The 18,179-nt window shown below is 58.9% G+C and carries 16 protein-coding genes and 1 other RNA gene; 10 read left to right on the plus strand and 7 right to left on the minus strand.

What is annotated here, in order from left to right; translation table 11 throughout:
- Positions 1 to 167: 167 nt before the first annotated feature.
- Together dnaK and grpE are read right to left on the minus strand one after the other, a co-directional pair.
- Positions 168 to 2,084 (minus strand): molecular chaperone DnaK, encoded by a 1,917-nt coding sequence (gene dnaK, locus HCU66_RS24030; RefSeq protein ID WP_205890904.1) that lies wholly within the window; start codon positions 2,082 to 2,084, stop codon positions 168 to 170.
- A gap of 102 nt (positions 2,085 to 2,186) precedes the next feature.
- Positions 2,187 to 2,753 (minus strand): nucleotide exchange factor GrpE, encoded by a 567-nt coding sequence (gene grpE / locus HCU66_RS24035; RefSeq protein WP_205890905.1) that lies wholly within the window; start codon positions 2,751 to 2,753, stop codon positions 2,187 to 2,189.
- Between the two features lie 241 nt (positions 2,754 to 2,994).
- Here grpE and recN point away from each other — a divergent pair, with 241 nt between their 5' ends.
- Positions 2,995 to 4,668 carry a DNA repair protein RecN gene (gene recN / locus HCU66_RS24040; RefSeq protein WP_205890906.1) on the plus strand — a complete coding sequence of 558 codons (1,674 nt, stop codon included), beginning with the start codon at positions 2,995 to 2,997 and terminating at the stop codon, positions 4,666 to 4,668.
- A 75-nt stretch (positions 4,669 to 4,743) separates the two neighbouring features.
- On the opposite strand, the gene fur is transcribed toward recN, so the two are convergent.
- Complete coding sequence (fur, locus tag HCU66_RS24045) at positions 4,744 to 5,148, minus strand: ferric iron uptake transcriptional regulator (protein WP_003197684.1); 405 nt, start codon at positions 5,146 to 5,148, stop codon at positions 4,744 to 4,746.
- Positions 5,149 to 5,245: 97 nt separating this feature from the next.
- On the opposite strand from fur, the gene HCU66_RS24050 reads away from it, so the two are divergent.
- Positions 5,246 to 5,773 (plus strand): outer membrane protein assembly factor BamE, encoded by a 528-nt coding sequence (locus HCU66_RS24050; RefSeq protein ID WP_205890907.1) that lies wholly within the window; start codon positions 5,246 to 5,248, stop codon positions 5,771 to 5,773.
- Between the two features lie 60 nt (positions 5,774 to 5,833).
- On the opposite strand, the gene HCU66_RS24055 is transcribed toward HCU66_RS24050, so the two are convergent.
- The 3 genes from HCU66_RS24055 to HCU66_RS24065 are packed head-to-tail and all read right to left on the minus strand — an operon-like array spanning position 5,834 to position 7,986.
- Complete coding sequence (locus tag HCU66_RS24055) at positions 5,834 to 6,148, minus strand: RnfH family protein (protein WP_205890908.1); 315 nt, start codon at positions 6,146 to 6,148, stop codon at positions 5,834 to 5,836.
- Positions 6,141 to 6,575, minus strand: a complete 435-nt coding sequence (locus HCU66_RS24060) for a type II toxin-antitoxin system RatA family toxin (RefSeq protein ID WP_205890909.1) — start codon at positions 6,573 to 6,575, stop codon at positions 6,141 to 6,143. Before HCU66_RS24060 ends, HCU66_RS24055 begins: the two co-directional genes overlap by 8 nt.
- A gap of 7 nt (positions 6,576 to 6,582) precedes the next feature.
- The gene (locus tag HCU66_RS24065; RefSeq protein ID WP_205890910.1) at positions 6,583 to 7,986 is read right to left on the minus strand and encodes a sodium-dependent transporter; all 1,404 of its coding nucleotides are present in this window, start codon (positions 7,984 to 7,986) and stop codon (positions 6,583 to 6,585) included.
- 118 nt (positions 7,987 to 8,104) lie between these two features.
- Here HCU66_RS24065 and smpB point away from each other — a divergent pair, with 118 nt between their 5' ends.
- Positions 8,105 to 8,587, plus strand: coding sequence for an SsrA-binding protein SmpB (gene smpB, locus HCU66_RS24070; protein ID WP_126050901.1), 483 nt, complete (start codon positions 8,105 to 8,107; stop codon positions 8,585 to 8,587).
- Between the two features lie 88 nt (positions 8,588 to 8,675).
- On the opposite strand, the gene HCU66_RS24075 is transcribed toward smpB, so the two are convergent.
- Positions 8,676 to 9,482, minus strand: coding sequence for an FCD domain-containing protein (locus HCU66_RS24075; protein WP_205890911.1), 807 nt, complete (start codon positions 9,480 to 9,482; stop codon positions 8,676 to 8,678).
- 261 nt (positions 9,483 to 9,743) lie between these two features.
- Between HCU66_RS24075 and HCU66_RS24080 the strand changes: the two genes are divergently transcribed.
- The 7 genes from HCU66_RS24080 to ssrA form a co-directional block, all read left to right on the plus strand.
- Complete coding sequence (locus HCU66_RS24080) at positions 9,744 to 11,435, plus strand: lactate permease LctP family transporter (RefSeq protein ID WP_205890912.1); 1,692 nt, start codon at positions 9,744 to 9,746, stop codon at positions 11,433 to 11,435.
- Between the two features lie 151 nt (positions 11,436 to 11,586).
- Positions 11,587 to 12,411, plus strand: a complete 825-nt coding sequence (locus tag HCU66_RS24085) for a (Fe-S)-binding protein (protein WP_205890913.1) — start codon at positions 11,587 to 11,589, stop codon at positions 12,409 to 12,411.
- Complete coding sequence (locus tag HCU66_RS24090; RefSeq protein WP_205890914.1) at positions 12,408 to 13,862, plus strand: LutB/LldF family L-lactate oxidation iron-sulfur protein; 1,455 nt, start codon at positions 12,408 to 12,410, stop codon at positions 13,860 to 13,862. Before HCU66_RS24085 ends, HCU66_RS24090 begins: the two co-directional genes overlap by 4 nt.
- Positions 13,862 to 14,533, plus strand: a complete 672-nt coding sequence (locus HCU66_RS24095; RefSeq protein WP_205890915.1) for a LutC/YkgG family protein — start codon at positions 13,862 to 13,864, stop codon at positions 14,531 to 14,533. Before HCU66_RS24090 ends, HCU66_RS24095 begins: the two co-directional genes overlap by 1 nt.
- Positions 14,530 to 17,340: an FAD-binding and (Fe-S)-binding domain-containing protein gene (locus HCU66_RS24100; RefSeq protein WP_205890916.1), complete on the plus strand. Its 2,811-nt coding sequence runs from the start codon at positions 14,530 to 14,532 to the stop codon at positions 17,338 to 17,340. Before HCU66_RS24095 ends, HCU66_RS24100 begins: the two co-directional genes overlap by 4 nt.
- 172 nt (positions 17,341 to 17,512) lie before the next feature.
- Positions 17,513 to 17,788 (plus strand): hypothetical protein, encoded by a 276-nt coding sequence (locus HCU66_RS24105; RefSeq protein ID WP_205890917.1) that lies wholly within the window; start codon positions 17,513 to 17,515, stop codon positions 17,786 to 17,788.
- Positions 17,789 to 17,881: 93 nt separating this feature from the next.
- Positions 17,882 to 18,179: a transfer-messenger RNA gene (gene ssrA / locus HCU66_RS24110) on the plus strand; the annotation flags it as partial.

An 18,179-nucleotide genomic window follows, 5' to 3' on the forward strand; every position in this document is an offset into this window, starting at 1 on the left:
GCGGCTCGAAAAGCAGGAGCATTTCCGGCCATACCATCAGCACCCGAACGGTTGTCGCATGCTGTAAAAATTCGCTAACTCCAGACACGCCAACGCGGGAGCAAGCTCCCGCGCGGCGACATCCTACCAGTCACCGCCTGAAGGCAGTCAACCGGGCGACCAACAACTTACTTGTGGTCTTTGACTTCTTCGAACTCGGCATCGACAACGTCGTCAGCCTTTTCAGCCGCTTCATCTTTCGGCGCCGCGCCTTCAGCTGGCTGAGCCTGCTCGGCGTACATTTTCTGAGCCACTGGCGCGGAGACCTTGGACAGCTCTTCAACCTTGGCTTCGATAGCTGCCTTGTCGTCGCCCTTGATGGCGGCTTCCAGGGCAACGACAGCCGCTTCGATTGCAGTCTTCTCTTCAGCGCTCACTTTGTCGCCAGCATCGGCGACCATTTTGCGCGTCGAGTGAACCAGGGCATCGCCCTGGTTACGGGCACTGGCCAGCTCTTCGAACTTGCGGTCTTCTTCAGCGTTCACTTCAGCATCGCGAACCATCTGCTGAATTTCTTCCTCGGACAGACCGGAGTTGGCCTTGATCACGATCGACTGAGTCTTGCCGGTAGCCTTGTCTTTGGCGCCTACGTGCAGAATACCGTTGGCGTCGATGTCGAAGGTCACTTCGATTTGTGGCACGCCACGTGGTGCTGGTGGAATCTCGGCCAGGTCGAACTTGCCCAGGGACTTGTTCTGTGCAGCCTGCTTACGCTCACCTTGCAGCACGTGAATGGTCACGGCGCCCTGGTTGTCGTCGGCCGTCGAGAACACTTGCGATTTCTTGGTAGGAATCGTGGTGTTTTTCTCGATCAGCGCGGTCATCACGCCGCCCATGGTTTCGATACCCAGGGTCAGCGGGCTGACGTCGAGCAGCAGAACGTCTTTCACGTCACCGGCCAATACCGCGCCCTGAATAGCAGCACCCATGGCAACAGCTTCGTCAGGGTTGACGTCTTTACGGGCTTCTTTACCGAAGAAGTCGGAAACGGCCTTCTGCACCATCGGCATACGGGTCTGACCACCGACCAGGATCACGTCGTCGATCTTGCTGACGTCGATACCGGCATCTTTCATCGCGATGCGGCAAGGTTCGATGGTGCGCTGAACCAGGTCTTCCACCAGCGCTTCAAGCTTGGCGCGGGAGATTTTCACGTTCAGGTGCTTAGGACCGGTGGCGTCTGCAGTGATGTACGGCAGGTTCACGTCGGTCGACTGGCTCGAAGACAGTTCGATCTTGGCTTTCTCAGCGGCTTCTTTCAGGCGCTGCATGGCCAGCGGGTCACCCTTGAGGTTCATGCCGCTTTCTTTCTTGAATTCGTCGACAAGGTAGTCGATCAGACGAATGTCGAAGTCTTCACCGCCCAGGAAGGTGTCGCCGTTGGTGGACAACACTTCGAACTGGTGCTCGCCATCGACTTCAGCGATTTCGATCACGGAAATGTCGAAAGTACCGCCGCCCAAGTCGTAAACGATCACGGTGTGATCGCCTTTCGCCTTGTCCATACCGTAGGCCAGTGCGGCTGCGGTTGGTTCGTTGATGATACGTTTGACGTCCAGGCCCGCGATGCGGCCGGCGTCTTTGGTGGCTTGACGCTGGCTGTCGTTGAAGTAGGCCGGAACGGTGATCACCGCTTCGGTCACTGCCTCGCCGAGGTAGTCCTCGGCGGTCTTCTTCATTTTCTTCAGAATTTCAGCCGAAATTTGTGGCGGCGCCATTTTCTGGCCGTTCACCTCAACCCAGGCGTCGTTGTTGTCAGCCTTGACGATCTTGTAAGGGACCATCTGGATGTCTTTCTGTACGACTTCTTCGTCGAAACGACGACCGATCAGACGCTTCACCGCGTACAGGGTGTTATGCGGATTGGTCACTGCCTGACGCTTGGCCGACTGGCCAACCAGAATTTCGCCATCATTGGCGTAAGCGATGATCGACGGCGTGGTACGCGCGCCTTCAGCGTTTTCAATAACTTTGGCCTTGCCGTTTTCCAGCACGGAGACGCAGGAGTTGGTAGTCCCCAGGTCGATACCGATAATTTTGCCCATGTTCACTCTCCCGAAACTTTGGATTTGGATGCCGCAGTAGTGGTGGCTGACTGCGGTAGCACTTAAACGCTTGACTTCTAAATGGGGGCCTTGCGGCTAATTTCAAGCCTGCTCGTCAATCGAAGGCGAAACCGGTGCAGGTGCCTTGCTGACCACGACCATGGCCGGGCGCAGCAGGCGACCGTGAAGCTGGTAGCCCTTCTGAAACACCTTGAGCACGCTGTTTGGCTCGACGTCGGCGCTTTCCTGCATGGCCATTGCCTGATGATGCGAGGCATTGAAGGGTTCGCCTTCAGGATCGATCGCTTCCAGGTGATAGCGTTTCAGGGTGTCCTGGAACATTTTCAGGGTCAGCTCGATCCCTTCGCGCATCGAACGAATGTTTTCGTCGTCAGGGCTGGACAGCTCCAGGCCGCGCTCCAGGCTGTCAATGATCGGCAGCAGGTCGCCAGCGAACTTTTCGAGGGCGAATTTATGAGCCTTTTCAACATCCTGCTCGGCACGACGGCGGACGTTCTGCAGATCGGCGGCCACACGCAAAGCCTGATCCTGCGCACCAGCCAATTGCTCTTCGAGCACTTGTACACGAGCCGCCAGGTCTTCACCCGAAGCCTCGGGGGCCTGATTGGCGTCTAGATTTTGCGTATCCACTGTCTGTTCGTCAGCCATAGATTTCTCCTTCCAATATCGTCCGCGAGCTCAACTCGCGCTTCTGCCCCGGTATATGGGGCCGCAAAATTCAGCTTCAAGGGCTATTTGATGATTAACCCTACAAAAAAAAGCTGCATTGTCATTCCTGGGCGCGCTAAGGATTTCTTTCAATCAAGCAAATCGACCTAAGAGGAGGCATTGTCAGCCAGAAACAAAACACTGTATAAATAACCAGACCTAAAGCCTGGGAGCGGCCTTTATGCTGGTGCACCTATCCGTACACAACTACGCCATCGTTGAACATCTCGATCTTGAACTCGATCGTGGGATGAGCGTGATCACAGGGGAAACCGGCGCCGGCAAGTCGATCATGCTCGACGCCCTGGGCCTGACCCTGGGCGATCGCGCCGACAGCGGCGTGGTCCGTCCGGGCGCCGACAAGGCCGATATCCTGGCCACCTTCGATCTGGTCGACATTCCGGAAGCCAGCGCCTGGCTGGCCGAGCGCGACCTCGAGAACGACGGCCCGTGCATCCTGCGTCGCGTGATCACCGCCGAAGGGCGTTCGCGCGGCTATATCAATGGCACCCCCTGCCCCCTTGGCGACCTGAAAGCCCTGGGCGAGTTGCTGATCGACATCCATAGCCAGCACGAACACCAGTCCCTACTTAAAACCGACACCCACCGCCGTCTGCTCGACGAGTACGCCGGCGCCACGGACCTTGCCCGTCAAGTGCAGTTGGCTGCCCAACGCTGGCGCCAGACCCGCCAGGAACTGGAACGCCTCTCCAACTCCGGCGACGAACAGCGTGCTCGTCATCAACTGCTCAGCTATCAACTCGAAGAACTGGAAAACCTCGGCCTCGGCGAAAGCGAACTGGAGCAACTGGAACAGGAACACAAAAACCTGACCAACGCCGAAACCCTGCTGGGCATTTGTCGACAAGTGGTCGAGCAATGCAGCGAAAGTGATTCCGGCAATGTATTGAACGCACTCACCGCCAGCCTCAATCGCCTATCGAGCGTGAACAACTCGATCGGCGCCTTGGGGGAAGCCAGTAACCTGCTGACCAGCGCGCAGATTCAGGTTGAAGAAGCCGTCGGCGAGCTGAACCGCTTTCTCGACAATTTCGACGCTGACCCGGCCCGCCTTCAATACCTGGAGGAGCGCCTCGATGCGATCTACACCCTGGCACGCAAACATCGCATCCAGCCGACCGAGGTCGCCGAGATGCAGCAAAAACTGCTCGATGAAATCGAAACCCTGAATGCCAATGATGAATCCATCGAACGACTGAGCGATGAGCTGGCCTCCTACGCACGTCATTATCAGGAGAAGGCCCGAGAGTTGAGCGACCTGCGCCATCAAGCCTCCAGCAGTCTGGCCAGTGCCGTGGAGCAGGAAATCCAGCGCCTGGGCATGCCCGGTGGTCGCTTCATCATCGAACTGCGCCCCAACAGCAGCGACGAGCTACTGCCCAACGGGCTCGAACAGGTTGAACTGCTGGTGAGCGCCAACCCGGGGCAACCATTGAAAGCCCTGGCAAAAGTGGCATCAGGTGGTGAGCTGTCGCGCATCAGCCTGGCGATTCAGGTGATTACCGCGCAAACCTCGCGCGTACCGACCCTGGTGTTCGACGAAGTGGACGTAGGTATCGGCGGCCCGACCGCCGAGATTGTCGGCCAGTTGCTGCGACGCCTAGGGGAGCGTGGGCAGGTTCTGACCGTGACTCACTTGCCGCAAGTGGCGGCGCAGGGTCATCAGCATCTATTTGTGCACAAGGTCCGCGGTGAAGATGCCACGCACACGGCCGTCTCCAAGCTGAGCAAGAACGATCGTGTCGAAGAAGTGGCACGGATGCTGGGCGGCATCGACCTCACCAAGGAATCCCTGGCACACGCGAAAAAAATGGTCGTTACTGCGAAAATTTAAGAACGGCAGAAAGCACGAAGGCGACCCTGGGGTCGCCTTCGTTCGTTTCGCGAACCTGAAGTTCGCGCGACATGCTTACTTTTTTTTGCGCACGTACAGTACAAGATTGTGATCAACCATCTCGAAGCCATACTTGTCGACGATTGCTTTCTGCAGCCGCTCGATTTCTTCGTCGAAGAATTCGATCACTTCACTGGTCTCGACGTTGACCATATGGTCGTGATGCTTGCCGTCGTCCAACTCGAAGACCGCATGGCCTCCGTCGAAGTTGTGTCGCACCACAAGGCCAGCTGCCTCGAACTGGGTCAGAACACGGTAAACCGTGGCCAGACCGACGTCCTCACCAGCCTCCATCAGTGCCTTGTAGACGTCCTCGGCACTCATGTGGCGCTGCTCGGCGGAATCGAGCATTTGCAGAATCTTGACCCGTGGAAGGGTCACTTTGAGGCCGGCTTTGCGTAGTTCGCTATTTTCAACCATGGTCAGCTTTCTCGCGATGCTGCTTCGCAGCTTCTCTTAATGCGGGTATGATCGGCGTTTACGTTGTCCCAGCCAAGATAGTGGAAGTCGCCCACCGATGCAAAACACCAAGCTCTTGCTAACCAGTTTCACCTTTGTGGGACTGCTCGCACTCGCCGGTTGTTCATTCCCCGGGGTTTACAAAATCGACATCCAGCAGGGCAATGTCGTCACGCAGGACATGATAGACCAGTTACGCCCGGGAATGACCCGTCGGCAAGTACGGTTTATCATGGGCAACCCTCTGTTGACCGACACGTTCCATGCCGATCGCTGGGATTACCTGTATAGCCTGCAACCGGGTGGTGGTGAACGCCAACAGGAACGCATTAGCGTTATCTTCAACCCAAATGACCAACTTGTCAGCCTCTCTGGCGATTTCATGCCAGGCGTGAGCCGCGACGAAGCCATTCTCGGCAAGGACAGCGGCACCACCGTGACCGCACCGGCAGAAAGCGCCGAGAAGCCGAAGCCAGAAAAACCGGTCAAGCCAGGCTCGTTGCTGGATCAGATCCAGAAGGACGTGGACAACGTAGAAACTGTCCCGGTCCCGACGCCAGAACCGCTGGAAACCTCGCCGCAATAATTTGCGACGCAATAAAAAACCCGGCATGTCCGGGTTTTTTATTGTCTGCGTTTAACCGAATCACTGATTCCGGGCTTTGGCCTCGGCTGCTTTGGCAGCACGCAACCGGCGAACCTCTTTCGGATCAGCGAGCAACGGCCGGTAAATCTCGATGCGATCCCCTGCCTGAACCTGGTGAGTGGCCGGATCAGCGATCACTTTGCCAAAGATTCCGACCGGACAACTGGCCAGATCCAGCTCAGGGAATTCGCTATTCAGGCCGGATTTGAGTAACGCATTCCGTACCGTTACGCCCACCGGCACCGTTACGCTCAGCAGCACCTGACGATCAACGGCGGCATACACCACCTCGACCTTGATCACGGCCTCAACCATGCATCTGTTTCGCGCGCTGGCAGAACGCGTCCATCAACGTGTTCGCCGCCTGATTAAACAAAGGCCCCAACGTCGCACGCACCAGCGGTCCCGAGTAGTCGAACGACAAGTCCAGGCTGATCTTGCAGGCCTTCTCGCCCAACGGCTTGAACACCCAGACGCCATGCAACTGGCTGAACGGACCTTCTTCGAGGTTCATCTCGATCGAACACCCAGGCACCAGAGTGTTACGTGTCACGAAATGCTGACTAAGGCCGCCTTTGGCCACGCCGACGCTGGCGCGCATGAACTCAGGAGAGCTTTCCAGAATTTCGGTCGATGAGCACCACGGCAGGAATTCCGGATAGCGGGCCACATCGTTGACCAGGTCATAAAGCGCTTGCGCCGGATATGGCAGCAGGGCCGAACGTTGAATGTGTGTCGTCATGTGAGCGTTACTTCCACAGCTGGGCGGCAAACACCACAAGAATGCCGATGGGCGCCACATAGCGCATCAAAAACAGGGACAGGGCGAACAGAACAGGGCTACGGATCGACAACTCGTCGCGCACCGCTTCACGCCCCATCACCCAGCCCGCAAACACCACGAAACACAAACCACCGAGTGGCAACATGATCCGCGAGGTGAAGAAGTCGATCACACCAAAGAAGTCCAGACCACCGGCGGCCCCCCATTGGTAGAGATGAAACATCCCGCCTTCGTTCACGAAAAATTTGGCTTGCTTCCAGATATTGAAAGAAAAAACGGTGCCCAGGCCAACGAACCAGCAGGTGAATGCCAGCCAAAAGGTGACCCAGGCGCGGCTGATTTTCGTGCGCTCAACCAGGTAAGCCACCATCGGTTCGAGCAGGGAAATCGCCGAACTCCAGGCCGCAATCGCTACCAGCACGAAGAACACTACGCCCATCAACTGGCCGAACGCTACGTTCCCGAAGGCAAATGGCAGGCTGACGAACATCAGGCCAGGGCCTTCGCTCGGGTTCAGACCGGCAGCGAACACAATCGGAAACAAAGCCAGGCCGGCCAACAACGAAACGAAGGTGTCGAGCAGTGCCACACCGACGATGGTTCCGGAAATCGACGAGTGCTTGGGCATGTAGGCGCCGTAGATCATGATCGAACCGACACCCACGCTCAGGGAGAAGAACGCGTGCCCCATGGCCGGCAGCAAGCCTTCAAGTACCTTGTCCGGGTGGAAGTCGAACATGAAATGCACGCCTTCCATGAAGTGGCCGGTGGTCATGCTGTAACCCAGCAGGACAATCACCATCACGAACAGCAGCGGCATCATGATCCGCAGGCTGCGCTCCAACCCCGCGACCACGCCCTTGGCGATCACCACAGCCGACAACAGCATGAAAATCGTGTGCCAAAGTGTCAGGCGCCATGGGTCGGCGATCACATTACCGAAGTATGCGCCGACCTGATCAGGCGTCACGCCCCGAAAGTCGCCACGGCCCATGTCGATGATGTAATCGAGCGACCAACCGCCGACTACACTATAGAACGACAGAATCAGCAACGCTGTGATCATCCCGGCAAATGCCCCCCAGGACCACTTCGCCGAATGCCCCGCCTCCAGCGCCAGGACCTTCAAGGCATTGGCCGGGCTCTGCCGCGCACGCCGGCCGATCAGGGTTTCGGCCAGCATGACGGGCACACCGATCAGCGCGATACAGGCCAGGAACATCAGCACGAAGGCCCCGCCGCCATAGACGCCGACCATGTAAGGGAATTTCCAGATACTACCCAGCCCCACGGCCGAACCGGTCGCGGCGAGTATGAAAACCCAACGGCTAGCCCAACTGCCGTGGACAGAAACCTTGTCTGTCGACATCGTTATCACGCCCAAGCGTTCAAAAAAGAGGCCGCATTGTCCGGGATTCAATCAACCTGCTCAAGCACGTAGCATCACCGTAGCCGACTTGCGTGCAACTCCCTATAATGCCGCCCCTATGGCTAAACAGAAGAAACACCCAACAGGGACCATCGCGCAAAATAAAAAGGCGCGACACGATTACTTCATCGAGCACAAGTTCGAGGCTGGTCTGGTCCTGGCCGGCTGGGAAGTAAAAAGTCTGCGGGCAAGCAAGCTACAACTGGTTGACAGTTACGTACTGCTCAAGGATGGCGAAGCCTGGCTGCTCGGCAGCCACATCACGCCCCTGACGACCGCCAGCACCCACGTCATTGCCGATCCGGTCCGCACCCGAAAGTTGCTGCTCAACCGGCGCGAGCTGGAGAAGCTGGCCGCCGCCGTGCAGCAAAAAGGCTACGCCTGCGTGTGCCTGTCCTGGTACTGGAGCAAGCACATGGTCAAGTGCGAGATCGCTCTGGGCAAGGGCAAGAAGGAATACGACAAGCGTGATACCGAACGCGAACGCGACGCCGGTCGTGAATTGCAGCGTGCGGTGCGAAACAAGGGCAAGGAAGAATAATTTTCCTGCCTGATCGTTCCCACGCTCTGCGTCCGCTTTGTGACGCAGAGCGTCACGGGATGCATTCCCACGCAGAGCGTGGGAACGATCACATCCCCTTGCGTCGCTCCGCCCGAGCCATGCGCTGCACTTCNCCCTTGCGTCGCTCCGCCCGAGCCATGCGCTGCACTTCCTGACGCACCTCTTCCAGCACTTCCTGCACATACAAAATGTGCCGACTGGACACTTCTCGCGCCTGTTCCGCCCGTCCCTCAATAATCGCCCGGTACAACTCCCGATGTTGTTCGATCAACATGTCGCGGGTTTCGGCGCGCTGTTTGTACATGCCGCCGATGTTGGTCACCACGTTGCGCTTGAGCAGGTCGAACAGCCCGCGAATGGTGTGCAGCAACACCGCGTTGTGACTGGCCTCGGCGATCGCCAAATGAAAATTCGCATCCGCCGCGCCCTCTTCCGCCCGGCTCACTTCGTCATGGCGCGAATAGCAGTCCTGCAATTCGTCGAACGCCGCCGTCAGCCGCTCGCGGTCCACGTCGGTAGCGCGCAATGCTGCGTAGTAGGCGCAGGAGGCTTCCAGCGTATGCCGAAACTCCAGCAAATCGCGCTGAGCCTCGGGGTTGCTTTCCAGCAGATGCAGCAGTGGGTCGCTGAACGTCGACCCCAGGGACTCCACCACGTAGTTGCCGCCGCCCTGACGACTGACCAGCAACCCTTTGGCCACCAGTTTCTGAATCGCTTCGCGCAACGAAGGGCGTGACACACCGAACTGCTCGGCCAGTGCACGCTCCGCCGGCAGGCGCTCGCCAGCCTTCAATGTGCCCTCGAGGATCATCCCCTCGAGCTGCTCGACAATATCGTCAGACAAACGGCGCTGCCGAATCTGATCAAACCCCATCACTCAATTCTCCACGATCCCGGCGGCTCGCCGGGCTCTCTATTCTGGCCTATCGGCGCTACGCCAGCACCTACCAGACGACGCTTGATCGAACAGATCAGATGCGTTCTGCACCGCTCATTCGACAAAAGTTTTAGGGCGGCAAATTGACACACCACATACAAGGCTTTTACCCTAGCCAACAGCGATTGTAAATTGGTATTACCAATTATCCAAGAACGCTGACCAGTGCCTGACCAACAACAATTAGGGGCCACCCATATGCAAACTTGGCAACAGCTCTACAGCCCACTCGGCAGCCTCGGCGTGTCCGCGCTCGCGGCCGTCATTCCCATCGTATTTTTCTTCCTGGCTTTGGCCGTGTTCCGCCTCAAAGGCCACGTGGCCGGCAGCATCACCCTGGCCTTGGCCATTGCCGTGGCGATATTCGCCTTCCAGATGCCGGTCGACATGGCTTTCGCCGCCGCCGGATATGGTTTCGCCTACGGGCTGTGGCCGATTGCGTGGATCATCGTGGCAGCGGTGTTCCTCTACAAACTGACGGTCAAGAGTGGTCAGTTCGAAGTGATACGCAGCTCGGTGCTGTCGATCACCGATGACCAACGCCTGCAAGTGCTGCTGATCGGCTTCTGCTTCGGCGCGTTCCTGGAAGGCGCTGCCGGTTTCGGCGCACCGGTGGCGATTACCGCCGCGCTGCTGGTAGGACTGGGCTTCAACCCGCTGTACGCCGCCGGCCTGTGCCTGATCGCCAACACCGCGCCGGTGGCCTTCGGCGCATTGGGGATTCCGATCATCGTCGCCGGGCAAGTCACCGGCATCGACGCGTTCAAGATCGGCGCCATGACCGGTCGCCAGCTGCCGTTACTGTCGCTGTTCGTGCCGTTCTGGCTGGTGTTCATGATGGACGGCCTGCGCGGCGTTCGGGAAACCTGGCCAGCCGCACTGGTGGCCGGTTCGAGTTTTGCCGTCACCCAATACTTCACCTCGAACTTCATTGGCCCGGAACTGCCGGACATCACCTCGGCGCTGGCCAGCCTGATTTCCCTGACACTGTTCCTGAAAATCTGGCAGCCAAAACGTGCAGCAGGCGCGCACATCGTCGGTGCCGTCTCGGCCTCCGTGGTGGCCAGCACCGGTGGTTTCGGCCAACCGCGCACCACCGTGCCTTCGCCTTACAGCCTGGGGGAAATTTTCAAAGCCTGGTCGCCGTTCCTGATCCTCACGGTATTGGTCACCATCTGGACGCTGAAACCGTTCAAAGCCATGTTCGCTGCGGGCGGCTCGATGTATAGCTGGGTGTTCAACTTCGCGATCCCGCACCTGGATCAAATGGTGATCAAGGTTGCCCCAATCGTGACTGCCCCTACGGCGATTCCGGCGGTGTTCAAACTCGATCCGATTTCCGCGACCGGCACGGCGATTTTCTTCTCCGCGCTGATCTCGATGCTGGTGCTGAAAATCAACATTAAAACTGGTCTTACCACTTTCAAAGAGACCGTCTACGAACTGCGTTGGCCGATTCTGTCCATCGGTATGGTGCTGGCCTTCGCCTTCGTCACCAACTACTCGGGCATGTCGTCGACCATGGCTCTGGTATTGGCAGGCACCGGCGCGGCGTTTCCGTTCTTCTCGCCATTCCTCGGCTGGCTCGGTGTATTCCTGACCGGTTCCGATACCTCGTCCAACGCGCTGTTCAGTTCGCTGCAAGCAACCACCGCGCACCAGATTGGCGTCAACGACACCTTGCTGGTGGCAGCGAACACCAGCGGCGGGGTGACCGGCAAAATGATCTCACCACAATCGATCGCCGTGGCCTGCGCCGCCACCGGACTGGTGGGCAAAGAATCGGATCTGTTCCGCTTCACCCTCAAGCACAGCCTATTCTTTGCAACGATCGTCGGCCTGATCACCCTGGCCCAGGCTTACTGGTTCACCGGCATGCTGGTGCACTAAGCACTACACGCCACACAGAAAAAACCGACGCCGGATTACGCCCCCGGCGTCAGCTATTCACAACCGGGTCTGCAAGGCTGCTGAAAGCTTCTCTCTCTATATTCAGCAGCCTCAGCGGACGGATAACCGGGACCACCCGGAGACACGCCTGATGAGCGAGCTTTTTTACAACGCTGTGCCGAACGCGACCCGCGTCGCCCCGCCACTGCCCGAGCCTCGGCAATACCCCAGCAAAAAACCGTCACGGGTCTACCTGTTCGGGACCTGCGTGGTGGATCTGTTCTACCCCGAAGCCGGGATGGACGCGATCCATCTGCTGGAACGCGAGGGCATTCGTGTCGAATACCCGCAGGGGCAGAGCTGCTGCGGGCAACCGGCCTACACCTCGGGTTACACCGAACAGGCCAGGACCGTGGCGCGCTCGCAACTGGCGCTGTTTGCCGGGGATTATCCGGTGGTGGTGCCGTCGGGTTCTTGCGCGGGGATGTTGCGCGAACACTACGCCGACTTGTTCAAGGACGAGCCGCAAACGCTGAAACAGGTTCAGGCCCTTGCGGCACGAACTTACGAACTTGCCGAGTTCCTGCTGTTTGTGTGCAAGGTGCAGCTCAAGGACAGCGGCGAACCGGTCAAAGTGGCGTTGCACACGTCGTGCTCGGCACGCCGTGAAATGAATACCCACCTGCATGGCCGTGAGTTGTTGGCGCAGCTGAGCAATGTGGAACGAGTCGACCACAGCCACGAAAGTGAATGCTGTGGCTTTGGTGGGACATTCAGCGTCCGTATGCCGGACATTTCCGGCGCGATGGTGGCTGACAAGACTCGGGCGTTGAAGGAATCCGGCGCGCACAAGGTACTCAGTTCCGACTGCGGTTGCCTGATGAACATCAACGGCTCGTTGGAAAAACAGCGGGAAGCGTTACGCGGCCAACATCTGGCCAGCTTCCTTTGGCAGCGTACCGGAGGTGCCCGATGAGCACTTCCACGATTATTCCTACGGTCGCCGTAGAAGAAGATTTTCGCAGCCGGGCTCACAAGGCTTTGGCTGACACGCAACTGCGAAACAACTTTCGCACGGCGATGGATTCACTGATGAGCAAACGGGCAGCGTCCTTCAGCGATGCCCATGAAAGAGAACATTTGCGAGCGCTGGGCAATGCGGTCCGCGCCCGTGCGTTATCCAAGTTGCCCGACCTGCTCGAGCAGCTTGAACAGAACCTGACCCGCAACGGTGTGACAGTGCACTGGGCGGAAACGGTGGACGAAGCCAATGGCATCGTCTTGTCGATCATCCGCGCTCACGAGGGGCGGCAAGTGATCAAGGGCAAATCGATGGTCAGCGAAGAGATGGAGATGAACCATGTCCTCGAAGCTCAAGGCATTGAATGCCTTGAATCGGACATGGGGGAATACATCGTCCAGCTCGACCACGAGAAGCCTTCACACATCATTATGCCGGCGATCCACAAGAATGCCGGTCAGGTCGCGTCCTTGTTCCACGACAAACTCGGCGTGGAGTACACCAAGGACGTTGACCAACTCATTCAGATCGGTCGCAAGGTCTTGCGGCAGAAATTCTTCGAAGCGGACATCGGCGTCTCCGGCGTCAACTTCGCCGTGGCCGAAACCGGCACCCTGCTGCTGGTGGAAAACGAAGGCAACGGGCGCATGTCGACCACCGTGCCGCCCGTACACATTGCCGTCACGGGCATCGAGAAAGTCGTCGAAAACCTGCGGGACGTTGTGCCGCTGTTGTCGCTGCTGACCCGTTCGGCCCTCGGCCAACCGATCACCACCTACGTCAACATGATCTCCGGCCCGCGCAAGGAACATGAACTCGACGGCCCTCAGGAAGTGCATCTGGTATTGCTCGATAACGGTCGCAGCCAGGCATTTGCCGACAGCGAATTGCGCCAGACCCTGAACTGCATCCGTTGCGGCGCCTGTATGAATCATTGCCCGGTCTACACCCGAATCGGCGGCCATGCCTATGGGGAGGTTTACCCCGGGCCTATCGGAAAAATCATCACCCCGCACATGGTCGGCCTGGCGAAAGTCCCCGACCACCCGAGTGCGTCGTCGTTGTGCGGCGCCTGTGGTGAAGTCTGCCCGGTAAAAATTCCGATCCCTGCATTGCTGCGTCGCCTGCGGGAAGAGAACGTCAAAGCGCCGGACAGCCCGCATCAAGTGATGCGCGGCCAGGGCAGCAAGTATTCGCGCAAGGAACGGTTTATCTGGAACGCCTGGGCCAAGCTCAACAGCTCGCCGACGCTCTATCGCCTGTTCGGCTTCTTCGCCACCCGCCTGCGCGCGCTGACGCCGAGCAACGTCGGCCCATGGACCCAGAACCACAGCGCACCGAAACCCGCGGCCCGCTCACTGCATGACATGGCCCGCGAGCATCTGGCCAAACAGGGAGACCGCTGATGAGCGCCAAGCAAAATATCCTCGCCAAATTGCGCAACAGTCTGACGGGCACCACGCCAGTAGCTGACAACTTCGATGTCGAACTGGTGACCGAGCCCTACTCCTACGCGCCGGAACAACGCATCTCGCAACTGCGCAAACTGATGGAAGCGGTGCACACCGAAATTCATCTGACGTCCAGAGAAGGTTGGCCCGAATTGCTCGCGCAACTGCTGCGGGATCGCCAGCTACCGAGCCTGCTGATTGCGCCGACTACGCCGCACGGTCAACGTGTCACTCAACACTGGGCGAAAAATCCTGACCTGCCAGCGCTCAAAGCCTACGACCGTCCGGTCGAGGAATGGAAAGCCGAGTTGTTCAACGACACCCCAGCCAGCCTGACCACCACCCTCGGCGCGATCGCCGCGACCGGTAGCCTGATTCTCTGGCCGACGCGGGAAGAACCGCGCCTGATGAGCCTGGTGCCACCGGTGCATTTCGCCCTGCTCAAGGCCAGTGAAATCCGCGACAACTTCTATCAGGTGCAGCAGGAATTCGAATGGGCCCAAGGCATGCCGACCAATGCCTTGCTGGTGTCCGGCCCGTCGAAAACCGCCGACATCGAGCAAGTGCTGGCTTACGGTGCCCACGGCCCGAAAGACCTGGTGGTGCTGATCCTGGAGGACCAATGAGTCTACCGGCGGCTTTCCTGCGCGATGCGCAGCAACTGATTCCTGAAACGCGACGTTTCGACGACCCGCTGTCGACCCTGGCCTTCGGCACCGACGCCAGTTTCTATCGGCTGATTCCGAAACTGGTGATTCGCGTCGAGTCCGAAGATGAAGTGGTGGCGCTGCTCAAACTGGCGCAACGGGACCACGTCCCGGTGACCTTCCGCGCCGCCGGCACCAGTCTGTCTGGCCAGGCCATCAGCGATTCGGTGCTGATCGTGCTGGGGGATAACTGGAACGGTCGCGAGATCCGGGGCCAGGGCACGCAAATCCGTCTGCAACCGGGCGTGATCGGCGCCCAGGCCAATGCCTGGCTGGCACCGTTCGGACGCAAGATCGGTCCGGACCCCGCGTCGATCAATGCCTGCAAAATCGGCGGCATTGTCGCCAACAATGCCAGCGGCATGTGCTGCGGCACGGCACAGAACACCTATCACACCCTGGCTGGCATTCGTCTGGTGCTGGCGGATGGCAGCCGACTTGATACCGAAGACGCCGCCAGTGTGGCCGCGTTCCGGGAGAGCCACGCCGAACTGCTGGAGCGTTTGGCGACGCTGGGCCGCGAGACCCGCACCAATGCCGAACTGGCCGCGAAAATTCGCCACAAATACCGTCTGAAAAATACCACCGGGCTGTCACTCAATGCCCTGGTGGATTTCGACGAGCCTGTGGATATCTTGAGCCATCTGCTGGTGGGTTCCGAAGGCACACTCGGGTTCATTAGTGCGGTGACCTATGACACGGTGATCGACCACCCGAACAAGGCGTCGGCGCTGATCGTATTCCCGGACGTGGAAACCTGCTGCAACGCGGTTACCGTGCTGAAAAGCCAACCGGTGTCGGCCGTGGAACTGCTGGACCGTCGCAGCCTGCGCTCGGTGCAGGACAAGCCCGGCATGCCGGCTTTCGTACAACAACTGTCGACCAACGCCTGCGCCCTGCTGATCGAATCCCGCGCCGCCTCTTCCACTTTGCTGCAGGAACAACTGGCGCAGATCATGGCGTCGCTGACCGGGTTCCCGGTGGAAAAACAAGTCGACTTCACCGAAGACCCGGTGGAAAACGCCCGGCTCTGGGCGATCCGCAAGGACACCTTCCCCGCCGTCGGCGCGGTACGCAAAACCGGCACCACGGTGATCATCGAAGACGTGACCTTCCCGGTGGAACAACTGGCCATCGGCGTGAACCGCTTGATCGAGCTGTTCGACAAACATCACTACGACGAAGCGATCCTTTTCGGACACGCCCTGGAAGGCAATCTGCACTTCGTCTTCACCCAAGGCTTCAACAGTGCGGAAGAAGTCGCACGCTATCAGGCGTTCATGGACGACGTGGCGCAGTTGGTGGCCGTGGAGTTCGGCGGTTCGTTGAAAGCCGAACACGGCACGGGGCGCAACATGGCCCCCTTTGTCGAGCTGGAATGGGGCAGCGACGCCTACCAGTTGATGTGGCAGCTCAAACGCCTGCTCGACCCCAACGGCATTCTCAACCCGGGCGTGGTGCTCAGCGACGATCCACAGATCCACCTCAAACACCTGAAGCCGCTGCCCGCCGCCGATGAGATTGTGGATAAGTGCATTGAGTGCGGTTTCTGCGAACCGGTGTGCCCGTCGAAAGGCCTGACGTTGAGCCCTCGCCAGCGCATTGTGATCTGGCGTGACATCCAGGCGAAGAAGCGCGCCGGCATAGACACCGCCGAACTGGAACAGGCCTACGAATACCAGGGCATCGATACCTGTGCCGCCACGGGCCTGTGTGCACAACGTTGCCCTGTGGGCATCAACACCGGCGAGCTGGTGAAAAAACTCCGCGGGCGTAAGGCGACCCATACGAAAACCGCCAACTGGATTGAAGGAAATTTCGCCACCACGCTACAGGCCGCGCGCTTCACCCTGCACGTCGCCAACGGTGCGCGAATGCTGCTGGGGGCACCGCGTCTTGCGAAGCTTTCGGCATCGCTGACACGGTTATCCAAGGGTCAGGTTCCGCAATGGACCAACGCCATGCCACAGCCGGAAAGGGCCATTCGCTTCAGCCCGAGCGTGTCGGACGAGCGCCCTCGGGTGGTCTACCTGGCGGCCTGCGTGTCGCGGGTGATGGGCCCGGCGGCGGGTGATAAAGAGCAAATGTCGCTGTACGACAAAACCCGTGGTCTGCTGGAAAAGGCCGGTTACCAGGTCGTCTTCCCGGACAATCTGGACAACCTCTGCTGCGGCCAGCCATTCGCTTCCAAGGGCTACGCCGAACAGGCCGAACACAAACGCCAGGAACTGATCGGTGCGCTGCTGCACGCCAGCCGCGGCGGGCTCGACCCGATCTACTGCGACACCAGCCCCTGCACCTTGCGCCTGGTTCAGGATCTGGGCGACGTGCGACTGGACCTGTACGACCCGGTGCGCTTCATTCGTACGCATTTGATGGACCGGCTGGACTTCACGCCGCAGCAAGCGCCGATCGCGGTGCACGTCACGTGCAGCACGCAGCATCTTGGCGAGAGCCAGGCGTTGATCGATCTGGCGCGCAAGTGCAGTAAACACGTGGTCATTCCGGAAGGCATTCACTGCTGCGGTTTTGCTGGAGACAAGGGCTTTACCACGCCGGAATTGAACGCTCATTCATTGCGCACGCTGAAGGACGCGGTACAGCAATGCAGCGAAGGGATTTCCACCAGCCGCACCTGTGAGATTGGTCTGACGCAACACGGTGGAATTGACTACCACGGGCTGGTCTATCTGGTGGATCGGGTGACCCGGGCCAGGGTGGTCTGACACCCAAGCACAAAAAAAGAAGGGGCGTTTTTGCCCCTTTTTCGCCCCCGCCTCCCAGAAAAATCTTTCACCCCATTGCCAGCAAAAACAGAACCCTTGCACGCCATCACAGTCCATTTGTTAAGCCCCAATCAGCGTGGCCCAATCCCCACCCCCGTTCCAGGAGATACCCATGAAGCGTTCCGCCCTGGCTGGACTGCTCATCGCTGCAACAACGTTGGCCTCCTCCGCATACGCCTCAAACGATAGCGATCAATGCGTAATGAAGCTCCAGGAAGTCAACAGCAAGCTGTCCAGCGCTGTCACGCTGGACGCCGCCACTAAAGGTGTCGTCATCACCAAAGCCGAACAAGCCAAGGCGGCCCACGCCGCCAACAACGACAGAGAGTGCGTTTCCCTGACGCAGCAAGCGCTTCAGGACATTCAAAGCCACATGAATAGCCATTAGGGCCGGGCCAGATAACACGCAAGGACAGAAGGTCGACGCGTCGCGCGTATTGGCGTACACTGCGCTTACCTGCTGGTTGCACACAGCAGGTTCGGGGCCGCTTTGGATTCGACGCCGGTTGCGAAACTTTAGGTGCATGCCGACTTGGTAACAGAAGTCGTAAATCCACTGTTGCAACTTCCTATAGTTGCCAATGACGAAACCTACGGGGAATACGCTCTCGCTGCGTAAGCAGCCTTAGCCCTTCCCTCCTGGTACCTTCGGGTCCAGCAATCATCAGGGGATGTCTGTAAACCCAAAGTGATTGTCATATAGAACAGAATCGCCGTGCAGTACGTTGTGGACGAAGCGGCTAAAACTTACACAACTCGCCCAAAGCACCCTGCCCGTC

This window comes from Pseudomonas frederiksbergensis, from assembly GCF_017114915.1.
Classification (GTDB): domain Bacteria; phylum Pseudomonadota; class Gammaproteobacteria; order Pseudomonadales; family Pseudomonadaceae; genus Aquipseudomonas; species Aquipseudomonas frederiksbergensis_I.

Coding starts and splice junctions, on each gene's coding strand:
- grpE (WP_205890905.1), bottom strand. CDS start 2,753: ATGGCTGACGAACAGACAGTGGATACGCAAAATCTAGACGCCAATCAG.
- HCU66_RS24060 (WP_205890909.1), bottom strand. CDS start 6,575: ATGACGACACACATTCAACGTTCGGCCCTGCTGCCATATCCGGCGCAA.
- HCU66_RS24055 (WP_205890908.1), bottom strand. CDS start 6,148: ATGGTTGAGGCCGTGATCAAGGTCGAGGTGGTGTATGCCGCCGTTGAT.
- smpB (WP_126050901.1), top strand. CDS start 8,105: ATGGCTAAACAGAAGAAACACCCAACAGGGACCATCGCGCAAAATAAA.
- HCU66_RS24090 (WP_205890914.1), top strand. CDS start 12,408: ATGAGCACTTCCACGATTATTCCTACGGTCGCCGTAGAAGAAGATTTT.
- HCU66_RS24095 (WP_205890915.1), top strand. CDS start 13,862: ATGAGCGCCAAGCAAAATATCCTCGCCAAATTGCGCAACAGTCTGACG.
- HCU66_RS24050 (WP_205890907.1), top strand. CDS start 5,246: ATGCAAAACACCAAGCTCTTGCTAACCAGTTTCACCTTTGTGGGACTG.
- fur (WP_003197684.1), bottom strand. CDS start 5,148: ATGGTTGAAAATAGCGAACTACGCAAAGCCGGCCTCAAAGTGACCCTT.
- dnaK (WP_205890904.1), bottom strand. CDS start 2,084: ATGGGCAAAATTATCGGTATCGACCTGGGGACTACCAACTCCTGCGTC.
- HCU66_RS24100 (WP_205890916.1), top strand. CDS start 14,530: ATGAGTCTACCGGCGGCTTTCCTGCGCGATGCGCAGCAACTGATTCCT.
- HCU66_RS24105 (WP_205890917.1), top strand. CDS start 17,513: ATGAAGCGTTCCGCCCTGGCTGGACTGCTCATCGCTGCAACAACGTTG.
- HCU66_RS24085 (WP_205890913.1), top strand. CDS start 11,587: ATGAGCGAGCTTTTTTACAACGCTGTGCCGAACGCGACCCGCGTCGCC.
- HCU66_RS24065 (WP_205890910.1), bottom strand. CDS start 7,986: ATGTCGACAGACAAGGTTTCTGTCCACGGCAGTTGGGCTAGCCGTTGG.
- HCU66_RS24080 (WP_205890912.1), top strand. CDS start 9,744: ATGCAAACTTGGCAACAGCTCTACAGCCCACTCGGCAGCCTCGGCGTG.
- recN (WP_205890906.1), top strand. CDS start 2,995: ATGCTGGTGCACCTATCCGTACACAACTACGCCATCGTTGAACATCTC.